This window comes from Mesorhizobium sp. LNJC405B00, from assembly GCF_000502615.1.
Taxonomy (GTDB): domain Bacteria; phylum Pseudomonadota; class Alphaproteobacteria; order Rhizobiales; family Rhizobiaceae; genus Mesorhizobium.
In genome coordinates this window covers 106,473-131,600 of sequence record NZ_AYWC01000012.1, presented here as the reverse complement: position 1 = coordinate 131,600, position 25,128 = coordinate 106,473, and the positions used below count along the sequence as shown (strand labels likewise).

Annotated in this window: 23 protein-coding genes; 7 read left to right on the top strand and 16 right to left on the bottom strand. The window is 61.9% G+C overall.

Annotated features, from left to right (window positions below):
• Window positions 1-19 precede the first annotated feature (19 nt).
• Entirely contained in the window at window positions 20-1,039 is a 1,020-nt protein-coding gene (locus X756_RS143830; RefSeq protein ID WP_023693323.1) for a chemotaxis response regulator protein-glutamate methylesterase, read from the top strand.
• A 64-nt stretch (window positions 1,040-1,103) separates the two neighbouring features.
• Window positions 1,104-2,057 carry a PleD family two-component system response regulator gene (locus X756_RS143835; RefSeq protein WP_023669440.1) on the top strand — a complete coding sequence of 318 codons (954 nt, stop codon included), beginning with the start codon at window positions 1,104-1,106 and terminating at the stop codon, window positions 2,055-2,057.
• 13 nt (window positions 2,058-2,070) lie between these two features.
• Here X756_RS143835 and X756_RS143840 read toward each other — a convergent pair whose 3' ends face one another.
• The 5 genes from X756_RS143840 to X756_RS143860 form a co-directional block, all read right to left on the bottom strand.
• Window positions 2,071-2,760: an aldolase gene (locus X756_RS143840; protein WP_023730897.1), complete on the bottom strand. Its 690-nt coding sequence runs from the start codon at window positions 2,758-2,760 to the stop codon at window positions 2,071-2,073.
• Window positions 2,753-3,925 (bottom strand): alpha-hydroxy acid oxidase, encoded by a 1,173-nt coding sequence (locus X756_RS143845; protein WP_032894240.1) that lies wholly within the window; start codon window positions 3,923-3,925, stop codon window positions 2,753-2,755. Before X756_RS143845 ends, X756_RS143840 begins: the two co-directional genes overlap by 8 nt.
• 68 nt (window positions 3,926-3,993) lie before the next feature.
• Window positions 3,994-5,040, bottom strand: coding sequence for an SMP-30/gluconolactonase/LRE family protein (locus X756_RS143850; protein ID WP_155927357.1), 1,047 nt, complete (start codon window positions 5,038-5,040; stop codon window positions 3,994-3,996).
• Window positions 5,041-5,553: 513 nt separating this feature from the next.
• Window positions 5,554-5,958 (bottom strand): MAPEG family protein, encoded by a 405-nt coding sequence (locus tag X756_RS143855; RefSeq protein ID WP_023682292.1) that lies wholly within the window; start codon window positions 5,956-5,958, stop codon window positions 5,554-5,556.
• Window positions 5,959-6,153: 195 nt separating this feature from the next.
• Complete coding sequence (locus X756_RS143860; RefSeq protein WP_023730894.1) at window positions 6,154-7,086, bottom strand: LysR family transcriptional regulator; 933 nt, start codon at window positions 7,084-7,086, stop codon at window positions 6,154-6,156.
• A gap of 92 nt (window positions 7,087-7,178) precedes the next feature.
• Between X756_RS143860 and X756_RS143865 the strand changes: the two genes are divergently transcribed.
• Complete coding sequence (locus X756_RS143865; protein WP_023669435.1) at window positions 7,179-8,192, top strand: NADP-dependent oxidoreductase; 1,014 nt, start codon at window positions 7,179-7,181, stop codon at window positions 8,190-8,192.
• A 60-nt stretch (window positions 8,193-8,252) separates the two neighbouring features.
• Here the strand turns inward: X756_RS143865 and X756_RS143870 are convergent, their stop codons facing one another.
• The 5 genes from X756_RS143870 to ugpC all read right to left on the bottom strand — a co-directional run bounded on the left by X756_RS143870 (window position 8,253) and on the right by ugpC (window position 12,576).
• Window positions 8,253-8,888, bottom strand: coding sequence for an SGNH/GDSL hydrolase family protein (locus tag X756_RS143870; protein WP_023669434.1), 636 nt, complete (start codon window positions 8,886-8,888; stop codon window positions 8,253-8,255).
• Between the two features lie 129 nt (window positions 8,889-9,017).
• Complete coding sequence (locus X756_RS143875; RefSeq protein WP_023730893.1) at window positions 9,018-9,863, bottom strand: alpha/beta hydrolase; 846 nt, start codon at window positions 9,861-9,863, stop codon at window positions 9,018-9,020.
• 231 nt (window positions 9,864-10,094) lie between these two features.
• Window positions 10,095-11,024: a ribokinase gene (gene rbsK / locus X756_RS143880; RefSeq protein WP_023730892.1), complete on the bottom strand. Its 930-nt coding sequence runs from the start codon at window positions 11,022-11,024 to the stop codon at window positions 10,095-10,097.
• 4 nt (window positions 11,025-11,028) lie between these two features.
• Window positions 11,029-11,481: an RbsD/FucU family protein gene (locus X756_RS143885; protein ID WP_023730891.1), complete on the bottom strand. Its 453-nt coding sequence runs from the start codon at window positions 11,479-11,481 to the stop codon at window positions 11,029-11,031.
• 42 nt (window positions 11,482-11,523) lie between these two features.
• Window positions 11,524-12,576, bottom strand: coding sequence for a sn-glycerol-3-phosphate ABC transporter ATP-binding protein UgpC (gene ugpC / locus X756_RS143890; RefSeq protein WP_023730890.1), 1,053 nt, complete (start codon window positions 12,574-12,576; stop codon window positions 11,524-11,526).
• Window positions 12,577-12,849: 273 nt separating this feature from the next.
• Here ugpC and X756_RS143895 point away from each other — a divergent pair, with 273 nt between their 5' ends.
• The 3 genes from X756_RS143895 (at window position 12,850) to X756_RS143905 (ending at window position 16,655) form a co-directional block, all read left to right on the top strand.
• Window positions 12,850-14,514 carry a sugar ABC transporter substrate-binding protein gene (locus X756_RS143895; protein ID WP_023730889.1) on the top strand — a complete coding sequence of 555 codons (1,665 nt, stop codon included), beginning with the start codon at window positions 12,850-12,852 and terminating at the stop codon, window positions 14,512-14,514.
• A gap of 98 nt (window positions 14,515-14,612) precedes the next feature.
• On the top strand, window positions 14,613-15,728 hold the full coding sequence (locus X756_RS143900; RefSeq protein WP_023730888.1) for a sugar ABC transporter permease: 1,116 nt from the start codon (window positions 14,613-14,615) through the stop codon (window positions 15,726-15,728).
• Between the two features lie 9 nt (window positions 15,729-15,737).
• A complete protein-coding gene (locus tag X756_RS143905) occupies window positions 15,738-16,655 on the top strand; it encodes a carbohydrate ABC transporter permease (protein WP_023669427.1) in 918 nt (305 codons plus the stop codon).
• Window positions 16,656-16,889: 234 nt separating this feature from the next.
• Here the strand turns inward: X756_RS143905 and X756_RS143910 are convergent, their stop codons facing one another.
• Together X756_RS143910 and X756_RS143915 are read right to left on the bottom strand one after the other, a co-directional pair.
• Window positions 16,890-17,633 (bottom strand): creatininase family protein, encoded by a 744-nt coding sequence (locus tag X756_RS143910; RefSeq protein ID WP_023730887.1) that lies wholly within the window; start codon window positions 17,631-17,633, stop codon window positions 16,890-16,892.
• 3 nt (window positions 17,634-17,636) lie between these two features.
• A complete protein-coding gene (locus X756_RS143915; protein ID WP_023682302.1) occupies window positions 17,637-18,203 on the bottom strand; it encodes an SIS domain-containing protein in 567 nt (188 codons plus the stop codon).
• A gap of 184 nt (window positions 18,204-18,387) precedes the next feature.
• On the opposite strand from X756_RS143915, the gene X756_RS143920 reads away from it, so the two are divergent.
• Entirely contained in the window at window positions 18,388-19,410 is a 1,023-nt protein-coding gene (locus X756_RS143920; RefSeq protein WP_023682303.1) for an aldo/keto reductase, read from the top strand.
• Between the two features lie 89 nt (window positions 19,411-19,499).
• On the opposite strand, the gene X756_RS143925 is transcribed toward X756_RS143920, so the two are convergent.
• The 4 genes from X756_RS143925 to clpP all read right to left on the bottom strand — a co-directional run bounded on the left by X756_RS143925 (window position 19,500) and on the right by clpP (window position 24,853).
• Window positions 19,500-19,772 carry an HU family DNA-binding protein gene (locus X756_RS143925; protein ID WP_023669423.1) on the bottom strand — a complete coding sequence of 91 codons (273 nt, stop codon included), beginning with the start codon at window positions 19,770-19,772 and terminating at the stop codon, window positions 19,500-19,502.
• Between the two features lie 196 nt (window positions 19,773-19,968).
• Entirely contained in the window at window positions 19,969-22,380 is a 2,412-nt protein-coding gene (gene lon, locus X756_RS143930) for an endopeptidase La (RefSeq protein ID WP_023682304.1), read from the bottom strand.
• Between the two features lie 273 nt (window positions 22,381-22,653).
• On the bottom strand, window positions 22,654-23,928 hold the full coding sequence (clpX, locus tag X756_RS143935; protein ID WP_023682305.1) for an ATP-dependent Clp protease ATP-binding subunit ClpX: 1,275 nt from the start codon (window positions 23,926-23,928) through the stop codon (window positions 22,654-22,656).
• A gap of 295 nt (window positions 23,929-24,223) precedes the next feature.
• Complete coding sequence (gene clpP, locus X756_RS143940; RefSeq protein WP_023682306.1) at window positions 24,224-24,853, bottom strand: ATP-dependent Clp endopeptidase proteolytic subunit ClpP; 630 nt, start codon at window positions 24,851-24,853, stop codon at window positions 24,224-24,226.
• Window positions 24,854-25,128 lie beyond the last annotated feature (275 nt).

Below are 25,128 nucleotides of genomic sequence, written 5' to 3'. Positions count from 1 at the left end.
CGAGATTGGAAGCCAGCGAATGAGAATCGGCGTAGTCAACGACATGCCGATGGCGGTTGAACTTCTGCGTCGACTGGTCCTGTCGACCGGCGAACATCAGGTCGCGTGGATCGCGACCAATGGGCGTGAGGCGGTCGAGGTCTGCAGACGTGATCTGCCGGATCTGATACTCATGGATCTAGCGATGCCAGAGATGGACGGCGTGGAAGCGACGCGCAGAATCATGGCGGAAACCCCGTGCTCAATCTTGCTGGTGACCGCCAGTATCGAAGCCAACCTCGCCGGCGTCTACGAAGCAATGGGTCATGGCGCGCTTGACGCAGTCGATATTCCGTCGGTGGGCATCGAAGGCAACGCGTCCTCGCAATCCGCCCGGCTTTTGACGAACAAGATACGAACGATAGGCAAGTTGATCGGTGATGCGCCTACCCAGGCAAAAAGGCGGATGTCACGTGCGGCTGAGCCGTCAACTCGACGCCTGATAGCAATCGGCGCCTCTGCGGGCGGGCCGGCTGCCGTTGCCGCAGTCCTGAGCGCGTTTCCCGTTGATTTTGGCGGCGCGATTGTGCTCGTCCAGCATCTCGATGCTCAGTTCGTTCCAGGCCTTGTTGATTGGCTAGGGCAGCATACGCGTCTCCCGATCCGTCCGGCGGGGGAAAGGGATAGTCCTCAAGCGGGCACCGTTCTCGTTGCCAGTTCTGCGGATCATCTGGTTTTCAAGTCAGCTCAGCAACTTGGCTATACGCCCAGCCCCAAGGACAATGTTTATCGGCCGTCGGTAGATGTGTTCTTCGAAAGTGCGGCGCAATGGTGGCCTGGCTCGGTGATTGGTGTTCTGCTCACAGGCATGGGCAGGGATGGTGCGCGCGGGCTGAGACAGCTCCGTGACAAGGGACATCTCACAATCGCGCAGGATAGAGCAACCAGTGCCGTCTATGGCATGCCGAAGGCCGCCGCCGACATCGGCGCGGCTGTTGATATTCTTCCTTTGGGTGCGATCGGCTCACGTATAATCGAAGCCTGCGAGCGCTCCACGTGAAAGGCCCCTTCCGATGACGCAAGAACCAGAGTTGGTCCCGCCACTCGCAGATAACTATTCATCCATGGTTCTGCTCATCGATGATCAGATCATGGTTTGCGAGGCGGTCAGGCGCGCCCTAGCCAACGAGCCCGATATTTCCTTGCACTTCTGCACCGACCCGTTGAGAGCGATGACGGTCGCGGATGAGGTAAAGCCAACCGTCATCCTGCAGGATCTCGTCATGCCCGGGGTGGATGGGCTACATCTGGTGCGAGAATACAGGAAGCATGCGTCGACACGCGCGGTTCCAGTCATTGTGCTGTCGAGCAAGGAAGATCCAGCCACCAAGGGCGAAGCCTTCGCTGCGGGCGCGAACGACTATCTCGTCAAACTGCCGGATCGTATCGAGTTGATTGCACGCATTCGATATCACACGCGGGCCTATCTGGATCACGTCCAGCGAGACTCGGCACACCGAGCGCTGAGGGAAAGCCAGCGACAGCTGATCAGTGCAAATCTAGAGCTTGAACGTCTGACGCGGATCGATGGCCTGACAGGTCTCGGTAACAGGCGCTATTTTGACGAATATCTGGCGGCTGAATGGAAACGCGCTTTTCGCGCACAGTCCCCACTGTCGCTGTTGATGATCGATGCCGATAACTTCAAACGATACAACGATACCTATGGCCATATGGCCGGCGACGATGTGCTGAAGCAAATCGCCCGCGTAATCCAGAGCGGTTCGGGCCGCTCCACCGATCTCGCTGCGCGGTACGGAGGCGAAGAGTTCGTCATCGTGCTGGTCGACACCATACTGGAACAATCCAGTGCGATCGCCGAGCGGCTCGTCCAGAGCGTGCGAGAGTTGAACATACCCCACGGCCCGGATCGCGTGACCATCAGCGTCGGCGTCGCAACAGCGGTGCCCACCGAGAACGAGACGCCAAACGATTTCGTCAATGCCGCCGATTTGGCTCTGTTTCGTGCCAAATCGGAAGGACGAAATCGTGTTGCGCTTCATATGTCCCGCAGCTAGAGAAGCTCACATCTCAGTCAACGAAGCGCGCCCTGTTCGATTTGAGGACGACCTTGGCGAAGTCGGGCATCTCGAGACCTTGCCGCACCAGGCCATCAAGAGTTTTCTCAGCCGCCCTGATGGCGGAGAGCCGGGCCAGCACAGTCTCAGCCTCCAGGCGAGGCACCACGGCGACACCGTCGCGGTCGCCCACCAGTATGTCTCCCGGCGAGATAGTCACTCCTCCCAGCACCACCGGGAATCCGACCGTGCCTGGACCATTTCGCGCAGGCGAATTCGCAATGACCCCGGCACAGTAAACCGGCAACCCGACCGCCTCGATCCCGACAACGTCGCGCACCAGGCCGTCAGTGATGAAGCCGGCGACCCCCTTGTTGCGCGCCATGCCGAGCACGAGATCGCCAGTTACCGCGGTACCGGCAAAGCTGTCGGTGGCCGCGACGATGACATCGCCACTTGCTGCGGCATCCAGTGCTCCAAACAGGGCGAGGTTGTCGGCGGGACCGCAGTGACAGGTCACGGCGACGCCGACCATCGTCGCAGTAGCTGGCGACAGTGGCTTGATCGTATAATGCAAGGCGCCGCGTCCCCCCATCGCGTCTACGACCTGGCTAACCGGCACGCCCGCAAAAGCACTGATGATTTCTGCTGCGGGCCGTTCGAAACGGCGCTTGATGGTGAGCAGTGGTGGGTCTTCAATCATGTAGCGGCCCCATTCCCTGAACGAACGAAATACAGTCCGGCCCGAGGTCGCGCAGGCTCCGCGCGCCCATCAGTCCCATGACGCGGTCGATCTCCTTGCGGTAGAGTTCGAGCACGTGGCGTACCCCCTCCTCGCCGGCGACCGCGAGCCCCCACAACTGCGGCCGCCCGATCAGACAGCACGAGGCGCCGAGCGCCAGGGCCTTGACGACGTCAGAGCCTCGCCTGATGCCGCCGTCGATAAGCACTGGTACGCGGCCGGTGACAGCCGCGACAACCGCCGTCAACGCGTCCAGGGATGCGGCGGCGCCGTCAAGCTGACGTCCCCCATGATTGGATACGATGATGCCGTCGATTCCTCGGGCTACAGCCTCGGCGGCTTCGCTGGGATGCAGGACGCCTTTCAGCAACAACGGTCCGGACCAGACAGTGCGCAGCCAGTCGACATCGGCCCAGGAGAGTCCGGGATCGAGCATTGCGGCCATTCGGCCCGCCAATGCACCGACCGTCGCCGTATCTCCGGGGCGCGCGTAGTTGCCGAAAGTCAGTTTCGGGAGTCGGGTGCGCATACGAAGAAGCCACGCCGCCTTGGTGGCGGCCGCGAGGGTTCCGGCCACACCGAAGCGCGGCGGGATGGCAAAACCGTTGCGGATGTCGCGTTCACGGTTGCCAAGCATCTGGTTATCAATGGTGAGCACCAGCGCGTCGTAGCTTGAGGCACGCGCCCGATCCACCATTTCTCGGGTGAAGCCGCGATCGGTATAGACGAACACCTGCATCCACCGTGGGCTACTTCCGGTGGCTGCTATATCCTCCAGCGTGCAGACCGATCCGTGGCTGGCGCAGTAGAATGTCCCTGCGGCCGCTGCGGCTCGGGCGGCTGCGCGCTCGCCGTCGGGCCAGAACAGCCCAGCCAGGCCGGTTGGCGCGATGCCCAGCGGGATGGCAAGTTTCGCGCCGAAGAGGTCAAGGGAAAGGTCTCGCGTCGTTGCACCGTTGAGTGGTCGCGGCAGAATGGCAACCTCACTGAAAGCCTGCTCGTTCCGGCGCAGCGTTCGCTCATCCTCGGCACCGCCATCGGCGAAGTCGAACACCGGGCGTGGCAAAGTCCGCCGCGCGGCGACGCGGACCGCGGCCACGCTGTACAGGCGCTTCAACGCCGCCATCGAAGCAGACGATGCCGCACCGCCGGCGCCGCGGTCGTCGCCTGTGTTTGAGGCTGACGAGGAGCTACTCACGGTTGCTTTCCGCCGATGCGACCATGATGCGTCGGTCCACCGCCTCCCGGAACACGCACGCGGGAGACTGTTCCCTCAAAGGATGGATCGCTGCCGGTCGCCAGCACGCCGGCATTTGTCACCCAAAGCGTCTCGCCCAAGAAGACGCAGTTGGTCGTTGCCTTGCCGCAGACGAAGAAACCTTCCGCTGTTCCGTCCGGCCTGAGCACATGAATGCCGTTGGCGGCAATATCCGTTACGTAAAGGCGGCCGTCCGCACCGACCTTCAGCCCGTCCGGGATCGGATTGACCCCAGGCAAGCGGCCAAGGTCTTCGACGCAACCATCCGGACGCTGCCGCTTAACGCGCCCCGTATAGGACTCTCCCCAAATGACCGAGCCGTCGGCTTCGATCGCCACACCATTCGGGAAGGTCGGCTCGTCGAAACCGAGAGCAAGGTACGCACTGCCATCGGGGTTGACGGCGAAGATGTAGCTGGGGTCCGGGTTCCCCGGGTTGTATGTGCCGGGATCGCTGAAGATAAGCCGGCCATCAGCAGCAAATACGAGATCGTTTGGACCATTGAGCCGGATGCCTGCAACTTCGGTCAGCAGGATTTCCGGCTTTCCGCCTTCGGCAACCCGCTGGATGGACGGTGTCGTCATCTCCGCGGCCCGCCAAGGTCCTGTCGTGCCGCCGTTCTGGCAGACATAGAGCAGGTCATCCGATCCGAGAACGCAGGCGTTGGGCGCTCCTGCAACATACGCGAACTGGCGAGCACTTCCGTCGCGATCTATGGCCGTCAGCTGGCTGCGATAGCTTTCGACGATGACAATTCGGCCACCGGGCAGCACCGTCGGGCCCTCGGGCCAGCCAAGGCCGGTCGCGACAACCTCGACGGCCAGCTTTTCAACCTCGTTCATCGTGCGACCCCCAGAACGGCAGCCTATCAAGATTTGTCGGGTATAATCCAGCCTGACGATCTGGCGGTCACCGGACCCGGCGACTCGAAAGATAGCCAGGCTGACGTGCGCGTTGCTGGGCCCCCCTAGGCCGGCCCCCACCCCGACGCCGGTGAACCCCGACGGGCGGAGGCCTATGGCTACAGCGCGAGCCGATCGGTGTCTACACAGCTCGGTAGCACTGGCTTGCTCCTCCAGGTTGCGTGGCAGGATTAGGTGCTGCTGAGGCCAGCGTGCAATGAACAAGTGCAGGTGGAGAAGGTTGAATCTCAGTTCCTCTCCCTCTAACACTCACAAAGTCCAACAATTCTCTGCTCCGCTGCCAGGCGCTCTTGAGCCGAGCGTTTGCAGGGCGTGCGTGTGGCCAAAAGCTGGGGAGCGCCGCAGCGCCCAGGCGTGCAAATTGCTCTCTGAACGCCGATCCTTCTCCGAAGCTGGGGAGTAGCCCCAAAATCCAACAGCAATATCATGCCTCAACGGCGGTTTTGCCACTGCCAGTTTTGCGGTTCGCTCGCCTGTCAAAAGGGACAGTCTTTCGGGTCACGATCCGGAGTGGGTTTGCCAAGGCTCCCGGAATCGAGGTGGCCCACTTTTGCGTCGGGGCTCCGCCACTCTTCAGATCAACAGCAACCAGCACCAATACGCACCAATCACCATTTGCACAGCGAACGCGGTGAACCTGAGACTGACCGCGAGTTGGCTGGTTGAGACGAGGTGGATCACCGACTGCACTATACGTGCGCCTAACATCGTGGAGGCCAAGGGATCCGTGACATCTGTCTTTGAAATGATGATCGCGACTCCGAGCAGACCTCCGAAGATTGGAAGCCCTTCAATGCAGTTGGCGTGGGCACGGGCTAACCTCCGCATAAACGGGGAGAGGGCTCCGTTATCTGGCGTAAAGCCGTTTGCCGGGACTTGCCCAGAGATCACCAGGTAGCTCCGGATAACTTCCATCACGATCAGCAGGGCCAGCGCCCACGAGATGAAGCCAGTCAATGCGTAAGCACTCGCCGACATGTGCCCTCCCCGTTGCTAGCACTCTAGGTCGTTGTAGCCGATCAACTAGTCTAATGCTATTCGACGAGGAGGGGCGGCCTGTAGTGGGGCCGAAACGGAATAGCAGCTTTTGGACGTTGTGCCCGGAATAGCTGCCGTTCAGCCAATTAGCAGTGATTGACCGCTTTCGCCCTTTAGCGACCCTTCCGCGCCAGATCAGTCGATGCTTGAAGCTGCCATTCGCAGAGTGAAAGCGGCGTCGAGCATGATCAGAAAGGCGCGCACGGCGGGGTTGGCGCGTCGGCTTGCCGGCCAGAGCACGGTGACATTGTTTCGCTCGACCGCGAACGTGGACAGCACTGGGACCAGTTCGCCGCGCTTCACATAGGGAGCCGCCATGAAGGAGGCGCCTATGCCTATCCCACCGCCGGCTGCCAGCATGATGAGCACGGCATCGCTGGCATCGGCGACCACACCGGAATTGGGCACGATCTCGATTTCACGGTCGCCAATCCGGAAGGGCCAGCGAAAGGCCTGGCCTGTGCTCTGATATCGAAGGTTGACGGTGTCGTGCCCTTCCAGGTGATCGGGATGGGTCGGTGTGCCGCGTTCCTCGAGATAGGCTGGCGAGGCGAAGCAGCAAAGCCGATGGGGTGCGAGCTTGCGTGATAGTAGCCGGGTGTCAGCCAGATCACCGATGCGTATGGCGACATCGATCCCTTCCTCGATCATGTCCACCATCTGGTCACCCAGCCTGAGATCGACGATCAGGTTCGGATGGAGCCGACGGAAAGCCGGTAAAGCCGGAGCGATCAGATGCAGTCCGATCGGCAGCGACGCGGCCACGCGCAACGTGCCCGATGGTTCGGAGCGCGCGGTCATTGCCGCCTGCTCTATTTCCTCCGCCTCGCGTAGCAGACGCAGCGCGCGCTCATGCAGGTCGCGCCCTTCGGGCGTGAAGGTGAGCGAGCGCGTTGTACGGGTAAACAGCGACACTCCTAAATGCCGCTCGAGCCGCTGGACGCTCTTGCTGACCGCCGACGGGGAAATCGACAGCGCGCGCGCCGCTGCCGTGTAGCTGCCCAGCGATCCCGCACGCGCGAAGGCGATGATGCCAGTGAGCCGATCCAAAGTGATATGTTCCGCCATGGCATTACTTAACCGCCATCGGCACCGATTATCAACCGGCGTTCATGCCGCTAGATTCGCTCCAATGACATGGATGATTGGAGATTTCACCAATGAGCGATAAGATGAAGGCAGTCCGTCTGCACGCATTCGGTGGTCCCGAGATGCTGGTGTACGAAGACGCGCCTAGGCCGGGTGTGAAGCCCGGCGAGGTGCTTGTCCGTGTCCAGGCGGCCGGGCTTAATCCGCCCGACTGGTATCTGCGGGATGGCTATCGCGCACTGCCGCCAGAATGGCGACCCAACGCGTCCTTCCCACTGATTCTCGGCACGGACGTGTCGGGCGTCATTGAAGCGGTTGGCGCTGACGTCGCTGAGTTCAGCATCGGGGACGAGGTCTACGCAATGGTTCGCTTCCCCGATAACTTGATGACGGGTAGCAATGCCTACGCGCATTATGTCAGTGTGCCGGCATCGCATGTTGCGTTGAAACCAGCCGGCATCGACCATATTCATGCGGCTGGTGCGCCGATGTCGCTTCTGACGGCATGGCAGTTCTTGATCGAACTTGGCCACGACGAGCCGAATCCGTTCCAGCCCTTACCGCATGAGCCGGTGCCCCTCGACGGCAAGACGGTGCTCATCAATGGTGCCGGAGGCGGTGTCGGGCATCTGGCCGTCCAGTTGGCGAAATGGCGGGGCGCTCGCGTCATCGCCGTGGCATCGGCGAAGAACGAGGCGCTGATGCGCGGTCTCGGCGTGGATCAGTTCATCGACTACAAGACGACCGGGGCGGAAGATGTCGTCCGAGACGTCGACCTTGTCCTCGACGCGGTGGGCGGCGCGGACATGGAGCGCTTCTTCCAGGTTCTGAAGCCGGGCGGCGCGCTGTTCCTGGTCAACCCGCTGGGCTTCGCTGGTCACGAAGAGACAGAGAGGCTGGGGATCACGGTCTCATCCGCACAGGTCCGATCCAATGGCGCGCAGTTGGCAAAAGCCGCCCGCCTGCTCGACGACGGCCTTGTGCGTATCGTCATCGACAGCACATTCCCTCTGGCCGAGGCGTCGCGCGCACATGAGCGCGCCGCCGACGGCAGTATTCAAGGCAAGATCGTGCTGGCCGTCTGAATTGTTGCTTTCAGTCGCCCGACCATCGGGAGTGCAGACGGTCGGGCGGGATTACGCCGTTCAGCCGACGAAGACCACCGACCGACGTCCGGCTAAATCGTGCTCGACTACAAGTGCCGCGATGGCTGCCGCGATCTTCGCGCCGCCTTGCACTGACGGTTCGATAGGATTGGCGAAGTCCGCGTCCTCATTCGATACCAAGCGCAGGTCGACGAGCGGCAAACCGCGCGAGAACGCCGCCCGGGTGATGACGTCGTTGAGGACCGTCAGGGCAGTTGCGGCAAGTCTACGACGCTGTGGGTCGGGAAAGCGCGCCTCGTAGATCGTGCAGACAGCGGTGGGTAGGTTTTGGCCCAGCGCCCCCTCGAGCATCGTACAGTAGTCGTGCTCGAATTCCTCCCGGATATCGCTGATCCTGTCCAGAACCTCGGCCACCGAACAGGCCCCCTGCTCCAGAATCCCTGCATGACGAAGAGCATCATTGCCACCGACGCTGACGACAAGATGGCTAGCATCCTGGGGGAGCCGTTCAAGCTGCCGCTCGACGCCGCTTGTGACGGCGCCGTCGACGGCGTTTAGCGTTGCACGCCACCCCTCCGGCAAGCGCTCCCGCAGCTGCCGCACTACGTCGGGCCCGTGCGCGACATAGGCAGCGTTGTCAAAGATCGAATCCCCGAGAAGGACGACGTGTGGCATCGGATGCTCCGTTGAGGCCTCTGCAATGCTGCATCAGCAGAGGAGGTAAGGTGGTGGGTTGTGACCGCGGCAGCGAGCACGGTCAGGAGATCACGGCGAGTCAGGCCACCTGCAGAACGGAACGGCATCTCAGCCGTCCAGGAACGCCAGAAGCGCGGCATTCACCGCGCTGGCCTCTTCGCGCTGTACCCAATGCGTTGCCTTCTCGAACGTCTGCAGGCCCCGATCGTTGCAAAAGGCCAGACTGCGCTCGGCCAGGCCATATTCCAGAGCTTGGTCCTGCATCCCCCACAGTACAAGGGTCGGTGTCCTGATCCGCTGCTTCAGGCTTGGGCGGAAGCGCAGCGCCCGATACCAGTTGAGCATGCCGGTCAGCGCCCCCGGCCGTTCCCAGGCCTGCCGATACTCTGCGATTTCCTCCGCCGTGAAGGCATCTGTTCGGCTGGATTTGATGAGCGCCCGTGCCAGCAGAGCCGAGTGCCCTGCTCCCAGAACAGCCTCCGGCAGCAAGGGGAACTGGAAGAAGGCCGCATAGCTGCTCCGCAGGAACTGGGTCGGAGATCGCAAGGAATGGGCAAGCAGCACCTCGGGATGGGGCGCGTTCAGGATGACGAGCCTTTCCAGACGGTGCGGCAGCTTTGCGCCTGCCGCCCAGGCGACGATACCGCCCCAGTCATGACCGACGAGGTGAAACCTTCCGATGCCGAGCGCGTCGGCGATGGCAACGACATCGCCGACGAGCTTGGGGAGCGTGTATTCACGGATGGCTTTCGGCTTGTCACTGGTGTTGTAGCCCCTCTGGTCGGGGACGATGACCCGGAATCCGGCGGAAGCGAGCGCATCGATCTGCCGTCTCCAGCCGATCCAGAAGTCGCCGGGAGCAGTCTGTCCCGGTCCAGCCGCTAGGCTGGCAGCAGCGGAGGCGTCGATCAGAGTTAATATCTCGCGGAGTTGACGAGGAGTTCTGATAAGCAAGTTTCAATTTCGCGCTTTTTCCCGCAAATTCGAGAGCGTGAGGAATTGAAACCATTCGTTGATGAATCAGGCGTTTTCGCCGGCCTGTCACGCCGGAGGTCGCGGGTTCGAGCCCCGTCACTCGCGCCATTTCTCCTCAGGAGAAATGTGACATAATCGCCTAAAATCATGGTCTTGCATGTGGAAATTCAGATCCGGTCGGATCTGAATTCGGTCTCTCCCGCAACGACGTCACCCCTTGGCCAGCAGCGCCTCGACCTCCTGCAGCGTCGGCATGGATGGCGCCGTACCCGGCCTTGTCACCGAAATGCCGGCGACGGCGCAGGCGAAGCGGACGGCTTGCAGCGGCTCCACGCCTTTGGCGAGTGCGGCGGCCAGGCCGCCATTGAAGGCATCGCCCGCGCCGGTGGTTTCGACCACCGGACCGGCACTGACCACGGGAACATGGTCGGACCGAGCGGCCGTGTGCAGCAGCGCGCCTTTTTCGCCGAGCGTGATGATGACCGAGCCGACGCCCTTTTTGAGCAGGCTGTCGGCGGCGCGGCGAGCCTCGTCGATCGAAGAAACCTTGATGCCGGTCAGCTCTTCGGCCTCGGTTTCGTTGGGGGTCACATAGTCGCACAGCGTGTAGATGCGGTCCGGCAGCTTGGCCGCGGGCGCCGGATTGAGAATGGTGGTCACCCCTGCCCCGCGCGCGATCTCGAGTGCGCGCAGTGCCGCGTCGATCGGCTGTTCGAGCTGGGTGACGAAGACGCCGGCTCCACGGATCAGGCCGGCATTGGCCTCGATGTCTTCAGACGAGATCAGCATCGCCGCACCCGGGCTGACGATGATGGCGTTGTTGCCGGTCGTCTCCTCGATGAAGATATAGGCCGCGCCGGTATAGCTTTGCGGCGTGTCGATGACGGCGGATTTCACGCCCGCCTCTGCCCAGGTCGCCTTGGCCATGTCGGCGAAAGCATCGACGCCAAGCCGGGTCAGGAAGGTGACGTCCGCGCCGAGCTTGCCTGCCGCCACCGCCTGGTTCGAGCCCTTGCCGCCCGGTCCCAGCTTGAAGGAATTACCAAGAATGGTTTCACCCATGCGCGGCTGTCGATCGGCGCGGTAGGCGGTGTCGGCGACGAAAACGCCCAGAATGACGACAGGTTTGCCCGACGCCATGGCCCTACTCGGCGTCCGGCGGCACGACGCCCTTGCGAAAGGCGAAGCAGCCATAGAAGCGGCGCTCGCCGGTCTGGATGACGCAATAGGCTTTCTTGGCGCGCTCGTAGAAGGCATAGCGCTCGACCGAGATCATCGGCCAGGCCTTGCCTTCCGCCTTGTCGATCTCCTTCTGCACCTCTTTTTGCACCGGCGGGATCTCGTCCGGCTTGCCGACGATCTCCATGCGCGCGGCCGCATCGTCGACGAAAGTGTCCAGCGGATAGAGCGACAGCACCGCCTTGGCCACATCGGCCGCCGGCGCATCGATGTGCAGCAGCTTGCCGAGCACGGTCTGCTTTGCCACCGAATCGGCGGGGAAATTGGTGTCGGCGATGATCAGATCGTCGCCGTGTCCCATTGCCCTGAGCGCCTGGAGCACATCGGCATTGAGCAATGGGTTGATCCCTTTGAGCATGGCAGTCCTCGTCAAACAGGTTTGGTCAAAGTCGATTGGAAATCAGAGCCGGTTGCCGGTCTCGGCGTCGAAGAGATGGACCTGGTCGAGGCGCGGCTTGAGATTGAGCGTGTCGCCCGGCTTGAAGTCGTGGCGCTCGCGAAACAGCGCCACCATCTCGCCGTCGCCGAAGCGCACGAAGACCAGCGTTTCGGAACCGGTCGGCTCGACCACCGAGATCTTTGCCGGCACGCCGTCGGGATGGATTTCGAGATGCTCGGGCCGCACGCCATAGACCACGGCCTGGCTCTCCTTGGCGGCGCTGCCGGCCGCGACCGGGAACAGCGTGCCTGCAATCTCGACCTTGTCGCCCTTGCGCACCACGCCTTTGAGCAGGTTCATCGACGGCGAGCCGATGAAGCCGGCGACAAACAGATTGGCCGGCCGGTCGAACAATTCCAATGGCGCGCCGACCTGCTCGATACGGCCATCGCGCATGACGACGATCTTGTCGGCCATGGTCATGGCCTCGATTTGGTCGTGGGTGACGTAGATGGTGGTGGTCTTCAGCCGCTGGTGCAGTTCCTTGATCTCGGTGCGCATTTGCACGCGCAGCTTGGCGTCGAGATTGGAGAGCGGCTCGTCGAACAGGAAGACTTGCGGATTGCGCACGATGGCGCGGCCCATGGCGACGCGCTGGCGCTGGCCGCCGGATAGCTGGCGCGGATAACGTTTCAGGTACGGATTGAGGTCGAGAATGTCGGCGGCGCGCTTGACCCGCTCGGCGACCACGGCTGGATCGGTCTTGCGCAGCTTCAGCGCAAACGCCATGTTCTGCTCCACCGTCTTGTGCGGATAGAGCGCGTAGTTCTGGAACACCATGGCGATGTCGCGCTTGGCCGGCGGCAGATTGTTGACGATGCGCTCGCCAATGGCGATCGTGCCGCCGGAGACGGTCTCCAGCCCGGCCACCATCCTGAGCAGCGTGGACTTGCCGCAGCCCGACGGGCCGACCAGCACCACGAACTGGCCATCGGCGATGTCGACGCTGACCTCGTGCAGGACCTTGACGGTTCCGAACGCCTTGGCCACATTGCTGATCGCGACTTGAGCCATCGTCCCCCCTTTTCTCGCGGTGAAGCTAGCCATTGCCAACGGCAAGGGCAAGTCGGTATGTTATCGATAAAAAGCCATTCGTGTTGACAAGGTAATCGATTACGCAAATATTGGCTGTTGCCAATCCGGCAGTCGGATTTTTATCCGAAAATCGGAGCTCCAGGCGACGCAGGGTGGGGTCCCACGTCCCCGTATGATAAAGGAGAACCGCCGACGTTTCGGCGTCGGAGGGATTGGCATTTTAATTCACGACTGTTGTTCTGGGAGGAATAGATGAGAGTCGGTCTGTACGAAAAACTCGTCCGCGCGGGTGCCACCCGGCGTGACATACTCAAAGGCGCGGCCTCGATGGCCGCGATCGGCGCCGCATCGGGCGCTGGGCTCGGCGCTTTCACCCGCCCGGCTGAAGCCGCCAGCGAGCTACGCTCCAAAATTCTGCAGATCCCCGGCGTCGGCAAGGGTCAGCCGACGGATGCCGATTTCCAGAAGGTCGGCGAACTCTGCCTGGAAGCCACCAAGGCCAACGTCAAGGAAGGCGAATTCGCCGGCGTCGAGCTCACCTTCATGGGCCTCAACAACCAGAACCTGCACAATGTGCTGTTCCGCGGTTTCCTGAAGCCGTGGGAGGCCTATACCGGCGCCAAGATCAGCTGGATCGACCTGGCGCAGGCCGACTACAATGCCCGCCTGCAGCAGTCGATCGCCACCGGCACCGTCGACTTCGACATCATCGAGATGGGCGCGCCCTTCGAAGGCGATGTCTGCGGCAAGGGCCTGACGTCCGAGATGCCCGACTGGGTCAAAGAGCAGATCGACATGAAGGATGTCGTGGCCTATCTGCAGCCGCCGGTCGGCACCTGGGACGGCAAGCAGTACCGGATCACCGTGGACGGCGATGCGCATAACTTCAATTACCGTACCGACGTGTTTGCCGATGCCGACCTCGCCAAGGCGTGGAAGGACGGCGGCGCGACCACCGAATGGGGCGTGCCGAAGACCTGGCAGGAAGTCCAAGCCGTCACAAAATTCCTCAAGGGCAAGCAGTTCAAGGGCCAGGACGTCTTCGGCTATCTCGATGCGCCCAAGGCATGGGGCGGTTTCGGCTTCTACTTCCTCGGCAGCCGCGCCACCGCCTATGCCAAGCATCCCGACGACAAGGCCTGGCTGTTCGATGCCGACACGATGAAGCCGCGCATCAACAATCCGGCCTGGGTGCGCGCCATCCAGGACGTCATCGACGCGCTGCCGTCGGAACCCGCCGACCAGATCAACGCCGACCCGAACACGACAGCCTTCCAGCAGTTCCTGGCCGGCACCGGTTCGATGGTCACCTGGTGGGGCGACGTCGGCTCCAACGTCAAGACCAATGATAGCTCGGTCATCGGCGACGTCACCGGCTTCTCGATCCTGCCGGGGTCCGACGACGTCTACAATGCCAAGACCGGCGCTTGGGACAAACTCGCCAGCGGCCCGAACTATGCGCCGAACTGCGCCTATCTCGGCTGGGGCGTCTACGTCATGGCCCGCGTCGATACTGACGAAAAGAAGAAGAAAGCGGCATGGTCGGCCGCCGCCCATCTCGGCGGCAAGGACCTGTCGATCTGGACGGCGATGTATCCGTCCGGCTTCCAGCCCTACCGCAACTCGCATTTCGACATTCCCGAATGGGTGGCGGCAGGCTACGACGAGGCCTTCATCACCTCGTATCTGAAGTCGGAAGCCGACAGCTACAACCATCCGAACGCGGCGATCGAACCGCGCATCCCCGGCATCTTCCAGTACTATTCGGCTGCCGAGGACATTCTGGCCAACACATTCGCCGGCAAGATGAAGGCGCAGGAAGGCGCCGACGCCATTGCCGCGGCCTGGGAGAAGCTGACCGACCAGATCGGCCGCGAAAACCAGATCAAGCTCTACAAGGCCTCGCTCGGCGTGTAGGCTGATCCTATCGTGACAACAGGTCCGGCGGTGCAAGCCGCCGGACCTGACCGGCTCGGGCCGGTCGCAGGCTTGATTTTTTAAACGGACGGGGACGCGTGGCTGACCAGACCACCAATGTATGGCCGGCCAACGCCGGCCCAGCCGATCTGATCTCGCCGGCCCGCAAGCGGGCGGGTTTTGCCCTGATGGCGGCCGCCACGCTTGGCCTGCTGGCGGTGATCGCGTTTGAGATCCTCTACAAGAACGAGATCACCACGCTCGGCTTCGAGACCTGGCGTCCGATCGTCTACGCCTATGTTCTGTGGGGCGTGGCGCTCGGCATCGGCCAGGTGCTGACGCGCGGCGAGGACGGCCAGCGCGCGCTGTTCCTGCTGCCGGCGCTGCTGTTCACCATCGCCATGGTGATCTTCCCGACGCTGTTCGGCTTCTATATCGCGCTGACCGACTGGAACCTGTCGTCCTTTTCCGGCCGCAAGTTCAACGGGCTCGACAATTTCTGGCAGATGCTGGCCGATCCCTACTACCGCAACGCGCTGTTCAACATGGTGCTTTATGTGCTCGCCGTGCTGGTTGAGTATGTGATTGCCTTCGGCCTGGCGCTGCTGCTCAACGCGCAGATCCGGGCGCGCAAATTCTTCCGAGTCGTCTTCCTGATGCCGCTGATGCTGTCGCCGGTCGCGGTATCCTGGATGATCGGCAAATCGCTGATGGAATACCGTTTCGGGCCGGCGGCGACGCTGGCGCGCCATCTCGGCTGGGAGAACCCCGCCTTCTTCTCCAACCCGATCACCGCCCGCATCTCGATCATGGTGCTCGACGCCTGGACCTTCATCCCGTTCATGATGATCATGCTGCTTGCCGGCCTGCAGGCGATGTCGCGCGACGTGCTGGAAGCGGCGCGCGTCGATGGCGCCACGCCCTGGCAGACTTTCTGGCAGGTCACCTTCCCGCTGATGCTGCCGGTGTCGGTCACGGCGGTGATCCTGCGCATCATCTTCAAGTTGAAGCTCGCCGACATCATCATCACCGTGACCTCCGGCGGGCCTGGCGGCGCCACCGATTCGGTGTCGAGCTTCATCTACCGCGAATACCGCGACCGCTCGAATGTCGGCTACGGCACCATGCTGGCGATGGCCTATCTCGTCATCATCGTCGTGTTCGTGACCTGGCTGTTGAAATTCGCCAATCGCTTCGTGCGCAACGTGAACTGACGAGGCACAATGAGCGTCCAGACCACCGACTATGCTGCCTCGGAAATCCGCTCACCGCTGGGTTTTCTGGCCAATCGCATCTTCATCTATGGCGCGCTGGCGTTCTGGGCCTTCATCTGCCTGTTCCCGATCTACTGGACCATCACCACCTCGTTCAAGACCGCGGTCGACGTCACGCAAGGACACCTCATCCCGTTCGTCGACTTCCAGCCGGACTGGAAGGGCTGGCGCTCGCTCGGCCTGTCGCCGGATTCGATCTTCCAGACCTCGACGGTGCGCGAGGAGTTTTTCAAGCGCTTCATGAATTCGGTCATCACCTCGGTCGGCGCATCGAGCCTCGCCATCGTCATCGGCAGCCTCGCCGCCTATGGGCTGACCCGGTACCGCTATCAGTTCGCCTGGTTCAAGAACGAGGACATCTCCTTCTTCTTCCTGTCGCAGCTGATCCTGCCGCCGGTGGTGCTCGCCCTGCCCTTCCTGGTGCTTTACCGGGAAGTCGGCCTGCTCGACACACGCATCGGCCTGATCCTGCTCTACACGCTGATGGTGCTGCCGATCGTCATCTGGATCATGCGCGACCAGTTCAACTCGATCCCGGTCGAGCTCGAGGAGGCAGCGCTGGTCGACGGCCTGTCGATCTGGGGCGCCTTTTTTCGCATCGTCATGCCGATTGCGCTGCCGGGCATGGTCGCCGCCTTCATCCTGGCGATGGTGCTGTGCTGGAACGAGTACTTTTTTGCGGCACTCCTGACGTCGACCGACGCCAAGACCATTCCGGTGATGGTGGCGAGCCAGACCGGCTCGCAAGGCATCAACTGGTGGTCGATGGCGGCGCTCGCCACCGCCGCGATCGCACCGCTGGCGGTGATCGGGATTGCGCTGGAGCGGTATCTGATCATGGGCATGACGGCGGGCGCGGTGAAGTAGGGCGAGAGGCGGCGTGCCCCTCTACTGTTGACCTCGGCGGGACAGCACCCCCCTCTGGCCTGCCGGCCATCTCCCCCGCAAGGAGGGGAGATCGGCAGCTTTGGCTGCATCGCTTTTCTTGCGACGTAGGTGATGACGAAAGCGGAAATGACATCTGATCTCCCCCCTTGCGGGGGAGATGTCCGGCAGGACAGAGGGGGGGTGTGAAGGATCGCTACAGAGCGACTTTGTCTGCTAGCGCCCCAATATCGCCCTCAGGTGATCCATGATCATCGCCACACCCTTTCGCCCCAGCTCCGCCGAGGCCTCCGGCGCACTCGCCGTATACCACGCGGTATTCTCGCCAAAACGCCCGGCATCGACCGCTTCCGGACACAGCGCCAGCATCAGCGACGTCTCGCCGATGCCGGCGTGATCGAACGGATATTTCCCGTTCATGGCAGCCGACATGAGCGGGTGCACCTGCACCCAGTTGAAGAAATTCTCGCCGGCGGCGTGCCCGGCATAATAATCGGCCATTTCGTCTGAGCCCCACCAGCCCTCGCCGCGCTGCTTCTCGAGGAAGCGGAAGATCGCCTGGCGGCCGGCGGCCTTGAAGGCGAGATCGGTCGGCATGCCGGCGGCAAAGTTCTCGGTCTGGTGGTGGATGATGGCGTTGATGTTGCGAAAGCCGATGCGCAGCAGGCTGTAGAACAATTCTTCGGCGAACGGCGCCAGCTGGTTGCCGCCGACCTGCACCGAGCCGTTGCCTTCAGGTGCTGCCACCACATAGCTCGCCGCACCGTAGTAGAAAGCCGGCAGGATGACGATGTCGGCCTCCTTCTCGTAGAGCTCCAGCGTCTTGACGACGGCCAGCGTGTCCATGCCGACAGCCATGTGCTCGCCGTGATATTCGAGCACGCCGAGCGGGAGAGCGACCGGCCAGTTCTCGGCGATCGCCTTGCGGATCTGGTGCGGCAACATCAGTTCGTAGCGCATGATCTATTCCATGTTGGTGTGGCGGGTGCGCATGGCCTCGGACGACTGGCCGGTCAGCGCCTTGAGCTTCAGCACCATCACCTCGAACAGCAGGAACAGCGCCCCTTCGAAGACCGAGCCCATCGGCAGCAGCGATGTCTTTTGTGGCCCCTGGTCACGCGCCATGGTCTGCGCCGGGATCAGCAAGGTAAAGTCGGCAAGCGCGACCGCACTACTGCCTGCCTCGGCGGTGAGCAAAAGCACGGTGGCGCCGGCCTGGCGGGCGACTTGCATCAAGGTAAGCACCGTCGTCGTCTCGCCCGGGCCGGAACTGACCAGGAAGACATCGGCTGGGCCAAGCGGTGGCGTGTTCATGTCGCCGACCACCGACACCTCAAGGCCAAGGTGATAGAGGCGCATGGCGAAACCCTTGAGCTGCAAGGCCTCGCGGCCGCAGCCATAGACGACGATCTTTTGCGCGCGGGCCAGGGTTTCGCAGGCGGTGTAGATGCCGGCTTCGTCGACGCGCGCCAGTACGGCGCCCAGCTCTTGCAGGGCGGTCGAAAACATATCCGAGCCGGCATTCGTCATGAGAGTCCCATCTGTCCGGCTGAGTTTGTGGCCGGTGATTTCGGGTTGCGCGCTTTCGGAAAAAGGCTTGTTTTTGTTCATGCTATCACCGCGAAAATGCCTGTCCAACGGCCATGGCGGCTTTTGCTGAGCCAGCGGCGTGATAGTGTCATGTCAGACAATCAATCCAGGAAATCAGCACGACATGAAGACACGGCATTTCGACCGCATCGGCAATGGCGGCCTCGACTTTACCGAGCTTGGCTTCGGCAGCGCGCCGCTCGGCAACCTTTACCGCGCCGTCCCCGACGAGGATGCCAACGCGACGCTGGAGGCGGCGTGGGCGACCGGCTGCCGTTACTACGACACCGCGCCGCTCTATGGCCTGGGCCTTGCCGAAACACGGCTCAATGCCTTCCTGCGCGGCAGGAAGCGCGACGACTATGTGCTGTCGAGCAAGGTCGGTCGCCTGTTGCGCGCCTGCCCGCCGGAGGAACGAACCGGCATCGGCAAGTTCTTCGACACACCGACGCGCAAGGAGGTCTACGACTACAGCTATGACGGCGTCATGCGCTCGTTCGAGGCGTCGCTGGAACGGCTTGGCGTCGACCGCATCGACATCCTTTTCGTCCATGACCTCGACATCTTCACCCATGGCAGCAAGGAGGCGTCAGACCAGCGCATCGAGGAATTCATGGCCTCGGGCTACAACGGACTGGTTGCACTGCGCGACCAGGGCGTGATCAAGGCCTTCGGCGGCGGCATCAACGAATGGGAGGTTTGCCAGACGCTGGCGGAGCGTGGCGACTTCGACCTGTTCCTGCTGGCCGGGCGCTACACGCTGCTGGAACAGGAAGCGCTTGCCACCTTCCTGCCGCTCTGTGAGCAACGCGGCATCGGCATCGTTCTCGGCGGTCCTTACAATTCCGGCATCCTGGCGACCGGGCCGAAGCCAGGCGCCTATTACAATTACTCCGAGGCGCCAAGGGACATCATGGATCGCGTCGGGCGCATCGAGGCCGTCTGCCAGCGCCATGGCGTCAGGCTGATCGAGGCGGCGCTGCAGTTTCCGCTGCTGCACCCTTCCGTGGTGTCGGTCATCCCCGGCGGCCAGCGGCCGAGTGAAGTCGAAAGCAACCGCGCCCTGCTCGATGCCAAGCTGCCTGCGGCGCTGTGGGCGGACCTCAAGCAGGAAGGCCTGATGCGCGCGGATGCGCCGGTGGGCTGAAGGCTCGCCTCAGCGGGCTGACGGCCTGCCGCCATCGAGGCAAAAGAAAAGCCGGGCGAACCCGGCTTTCAACATTCTCTGAAAAATTTTTAGTTGACCGCGTCCTTGAGGCCTTTGCCGGCCGAGAACTTCGGCACGGTACGCGCCGGAATCTTCACTTCCGCGCCAGTCTGCGGGTTGCGGCCAGTAGATGCCGCACGCTTGGAGACGGTGAAATTTCCGAAGCCGACGAGCCGTACATCGCCGCCCTTCTTCAGTTCGCCAGTGATGACGGAGAACACCGCCTCAACCGCCGACTGTGCGTCACCCTTCGAAATGCTCGCGGATTCAGCGACAGCGGAAACCAGTTCGTTCTTGTTCATAAAAATTCCCTTCCATGAGAAAACCGGAACTTTCGACTCATCCGGCAGGAGAGGGACTTTAGAAAGAAGCGCTCGCAAACCCAAGTCAAAAAGCCGGAAAAAAGTTGAAAAAAGCCCGGAAATGGTGGGTTTTTCACATGAAAAAGCCGGGCTCAAGGCCCGGCTCTCTCTTTGTGCACTGCAACTTTAGTAGTTTCTAATGTGCAAGCGACTTTCCAGCATCGTCAACGGTATCGGTGGAAGCCGGCGGATTGACCGGCTCGACCCACTCGATTGGTTCCGGCATGCGCACCAGCGCGTGCCTCAGAACCTCGCCGACACGTGAGACCGGAATGATCTCCATACCGTTCTTCACATTGTCCGGTATCTCCGCCAGATCCTTGGCGTTGTCTTCCGGGATCAGCACCTTCTTGATGCCGCCGCGCAATGCGGCGAGCAGCTTCTCCTTGAGGCCGCCGATCGGCAAGATGCGGCCGCGAAGCGTTATCTCGCCAGTCATCGCCACATCGGCCCGGACCGGAATCCCCGTCATGACCGACACGATGGCTGTCGCCATGGCAGCACCTGCAGACGGACCGTCCTTCGGCGTGGCGCCTTCGGGCAAGTGGACGTGGATGTCACGCTTGTCGAACAGCGGCGGCTCGATGCCGAAATCGATGGCCCGCGAGCGGACATAAGAGGCCGCCGCCGAGATCGATTCCTTCATCACGTCGCGCAGATTGCCGGTCACCGTCATGCGGCCCTTGCCGGGCATCATGACGCCTTCGACCGTCAGCAGCTCGCCGCCGACTTCCGTCCAGGCAAGACCGGTGACGACACCGACCTGATCGTCAGCCTCGACCTGGCCGAAGCGGAAGCGCGGAACACCGAGGTAATCGGCGAGGTTCGCCGCCGTGATGCTCACCGTCTTCTTCTTCGTCTTCAGGATCTCGGTCACCGCCTTGCGCCCGAGCTTCATCAGCTCGCGCTCCAGGCTTCTGACGCCCGCTTCACGGGTGTAGGTCTGGATGATGCCGCGGATCGCGTCCTCGCCGACGGAGAATTCCTTCGGCTGCAGGGCATGATCGCGGATCACCTTGGGCATCAGGTGACGCTTGGCGATCTCGATCTTCTCGTCCTCGGTGTAGCCGGCGATACGGATGATCTCCATGCGGTCCATCAGGGGCGCAGGGATGTTCAGTGTGTTCGCCGTCGTCACGAACATCACGCTCGACAGGTCGTATTCGACCTCGAGGTAATGGTCCATGAACGTCGAGTTCTGCTCGGGATCGAGCACCTCGAGCAAAGCCGATGACGGATCGCCGCGGAAGTCCTGGCCCATCTTGTCGATCTCGTCGAGCAGGAAGAGCGGGTTGGACTTCTTGGCCTTCTTCATCGACTGGATGACCTTGCCGGGCATCGAGCCGATATAGGTGCGGCGGTGGCCACGGATCTCGGCCTCGTCACGCACGCCGCCAAGCGCCATGCGGATGAACTCGCGGCCGGTCGCCTTGGCGATCGACTTGCCGAGTGAGGTCTTGCCGACGCCGGGAGGGCCGACGAGGCACAGGATCGGCCCCTTCAGCTTCTTCTGGCGGCTTTGCACGGCGAGATACTCGACGATGCGGTCCTTGACCTTATCGAGGCCGAAATGATCGGTGTCGAGCACGTTCTGCGCAAACGCCAGGTCCTGCTTGACCTTGGAGTTCTTGCCCCACGGGATCGACAGGATCCAGTCGAGATAATTGCGCACGACGGTCGATTCCGCCGACATCGGCGACATCGTCCGCAGCTTCTTCAACTCGGCTTCCGCCTTTTCGCGGGCCTCCTTGGAGAGCTTGGTCTTCTTGATGCGCGCCTCGATCTCGGCGGCCTCGTCGCGGCCGTCCTCGCCTTCGCCGAGCTCCTTCTGGATCGCCTTCATCTGCTCGTTGAGGTAATATTCGCGCTGCGTCTTCTCCATCTGGCGCTTGACGCGCGAGCGGATGCGCTTCTCCACCTGCAGGACGGAGATTTCGGCTTCCATGAAGCCCATCGCCTTTTCCAGCCGTTCCTTGACGGATAGCGTGGCAAGCATCTCCTGCTTCTCGGGGATCTTGATGGCGAGGTGCGAGGCAACCGTATCGGCGAGCTTGGAATAGTCGTCGATCTGGCTGGCGGCGCCCACCACTTCAGGCGAGATCTTCTTGTTCAGCTTGACGTAGTTTTCGAAGTCGGTGACGACCGAACGGGCGAGCGCCTCGACCTCGACCTCTTCCTCCTCCGGCTCGACCAGCGCCGTGGCGGTAGCTTCGTGGAAGTCCGGACGGTCGGTGAACGAGACGATCTTGGCACGCGAAGCGCCTTCGACCAGCACCTTGACGGTGCCGTCGGGCAGCTTCAGCAATTGCAGCACATTGGCGAGCGTGCCGATGTCGAAGATCGCATCGGGCTCGGGATCGTCATCGGCGGCATTCATCTGGGTGGCAAGCAGGATCTGCTTTTCCTGACCCATAACCTCTTCCAGCGCCTTGATCGACTTTTCACGCCCGACAAAGAGCGGAACGATCATGTGCGGGAACACCACGATGTCGCGCAGTGGGAGGACTGCGAAGACGCCGTCGCTGGGAGCCTTGGATATTTTGGCCATTGTCCAACCTTTCATGTCGCGGCCGCTAATTGAGCCAACCGCGAATCTCATATTAACGACCGGGGATCGTTCCGCCTACCACCGTTTGTGACGGGAGTTTTGCAGCACAGAATTCGGCACCTCGGCCTTCCGATGTTAGTTGGATGCACGAGGGGCAAAGATCAAGGGTCGACACGTTCGTTCATCCACTCCGTCACAAGGATCGGTACCTCACCACAGCAAAACGGCGCCCCGCGGGCGCCGTTCCATAAAAAGGTTAGGCCAGATGCCAGATCAGGCGCTGACGTTGCCCTTCTTTTCCTTCTGCTCGGAATAGATGTAGAGCGGCCGGGCGCTGCCGGTCACCACTTCTTCCGAAATCACCACTTCGCGCACGCCTTCCAGAGCGGGCAGTTCGAACATGGTGTCGAGCAGGATTGCTTCCATGATCGAGCGCAGGCCACGGGCGCCGGTCTTGCGCTCGATGGCGCGCTTGGCGATCGCCGACAGCGCATTCTCATGGAAGGTCAGGTCGACACTCTCCATCTCGAACAGCCGCTGATACTGCTTGACCAGCGCGTTCTTCGGCTCGGTCAGGATCTGGATCAGCGCCGGCTCGTCGAGGTCTTCAAGCGTCGCCAGGACCGGCAGACGGCCGACAAACTCGGGGATGAGGCCGAACTTCAAGAGATCCTCGGGCTCGACCAGGCGGAACACGTCGCCGGTGCGACGATCCTCGGGCGAAGCCACGATGGCGCCGAAGCCGATGGAAGTCTTCCTGCCGCGATCCGAGATGATCTTGTCCAGCCCGGCGAAGGCGCCGCCGCAGATGAATAGGATGTTGGCGGTGTCGACCTGCAGGAACTCCTGCTGCGGATGCTTGCGGCCGCCCTGCGGCGGCACGGAGGCAACGGTGCCTTCCATGATCTTCAGAAGCGCCTGCTGCACACCCTCGCCCGACACGTCGCGGGTGATCGATGGGTTGTCGGACTTGCGCGAAATCTTGTCGATTTCATCGATGTAGACGATGCCGCGCTGGGCGCGCTCGACATTGTAGTCGGCCGACTGCAGCAGCTTCAGGATGATGTTTTCGACGTCCTCGCCGACGTAACCGGCTTCGGTCAGCGTCGTCGCGTCGGCCATGGTGAAGGGCACGTCGATGATGCGGGCCAGCGTCTGGGCAAGCAGCGTCTTGCCGCAGCCGGTCGGGCCGATCAGCAGGATGTTGGACTTCGCCAATTCGACGTCGTTGTTCTTGCCGGCATGCGCCAGGCGCTTGTAGTGGTTGTGGACAGCCACCGACAGCACGCGCTTGGCGTAGGGCTGGCCGATGACATAGTCGTCGAGAACCTTCAGGATCTCCTGCGGGGTCGGCACGCCCTCGCGCGACTTCACCATCGAGGTCTTGTTCTCCTCGCGGATGATGTCCATGCATAGCTCGACGCACTCGTCGCAGATGAACACCGTTGGGCCGGCGATCAGCTTGCGCACCTCGTGCTGGCTTTTGCCGCAAAACGAGCAATAAAGCGTGTTCTTCGAATCACCGCTGTTGTTGCCGACTTTGCTCATTTTCCTGTCCTTTCATGGCCGCCCGCCGATGGTCTGGCTGAAAGGGCGCATATTCTATCTATCGCGGGAATTCGCCGCCGCCAGTGTCCCGGCTCCCGCAACGCATTCCGTACGAAACACAAATCAGAAAACGTCGCAATGATTCGCGCCAACCCTGCACAAAGCTAAGCCGTCGAAAATCAACATAGCCTTAACGTAGGCAATCCCATCCACCGAGGGAACAGCCAATTGTGGCCGAAATGCCGCAAATCCCAGCAAAAGCGCGTTATCCAGCCACGCAACTGCCATGCAGCGCTTATGCCGCAGCGCCTTCGACCGGCTCGCGCGACGAAATGACCTTGTCGATGAGGCCGAAATCCTTGGCTTCGTCGGCTGTCATGAAATGGTCGCGGTCAAGCGTCTTTTCAATGTCTTCGTAGCTCTTACCGGTGTGTTTGACGTAGACCTCGTTGAGGCGGCGCTTCAGCTTGATGATGTCCTGCGCGTGCCGCTCGATGTCGGAGGCCTGGCCCTGGAAACCGCCGGAAGGCTGGTGAACCATGATACGGGCGTTCGGCGTGGCAAAACGCATGTCCTTGTGGCCGGCGGTCAGAAGCAGCGAGCCCATCGACGCCGCCTGGCCGATGCACAGCGTCGACACCGCCGGCTTGATGAACTGCATGGTGTCGTAGATCGCCATGCCCGAGGTCACCACGCCGCCCGGCGAGTTGATGTAGAGATTGATCTCTTTCTTCGGGTTCTCGGCCTCGAGGAACAAAAGCTGTGCACAAACCAGCGTCGCCATACCGTCTTCGACCGGGCCGGTGATGAAAATGATGCGCTCTTTCAGCAGGCGCGAGAAAATGTCGTAGGCCCGCTCGCCGCGATTGGTCTGCTCGACCACCATCGGAACGAGGTTCATGTAGGTTTCGACGGGGTTCTTCATGGACTACCCTTTTTGGAGATGGGGATTCCGGCGCCGGGAAATCGGGCAGAATCGGTTCTTGATGGTTAGAATGTAAATAGGATGCCGGCTCACCCTAGCGCAAGGCCGCCTCTCCTAGCCATCTGGTTAAGCCGAATCAAGGTTTCCGCGCAAGGGAAGCCCGAAGGCGGCCAACGGCGTTTTTGCGGTGTAGCAATTCCTTAACCCCGTCGCTTAACGAAACGCGGCGAAACCGCTTTCCCCCGGAGAACCATCCCCTACAGTTCAACGTTGAA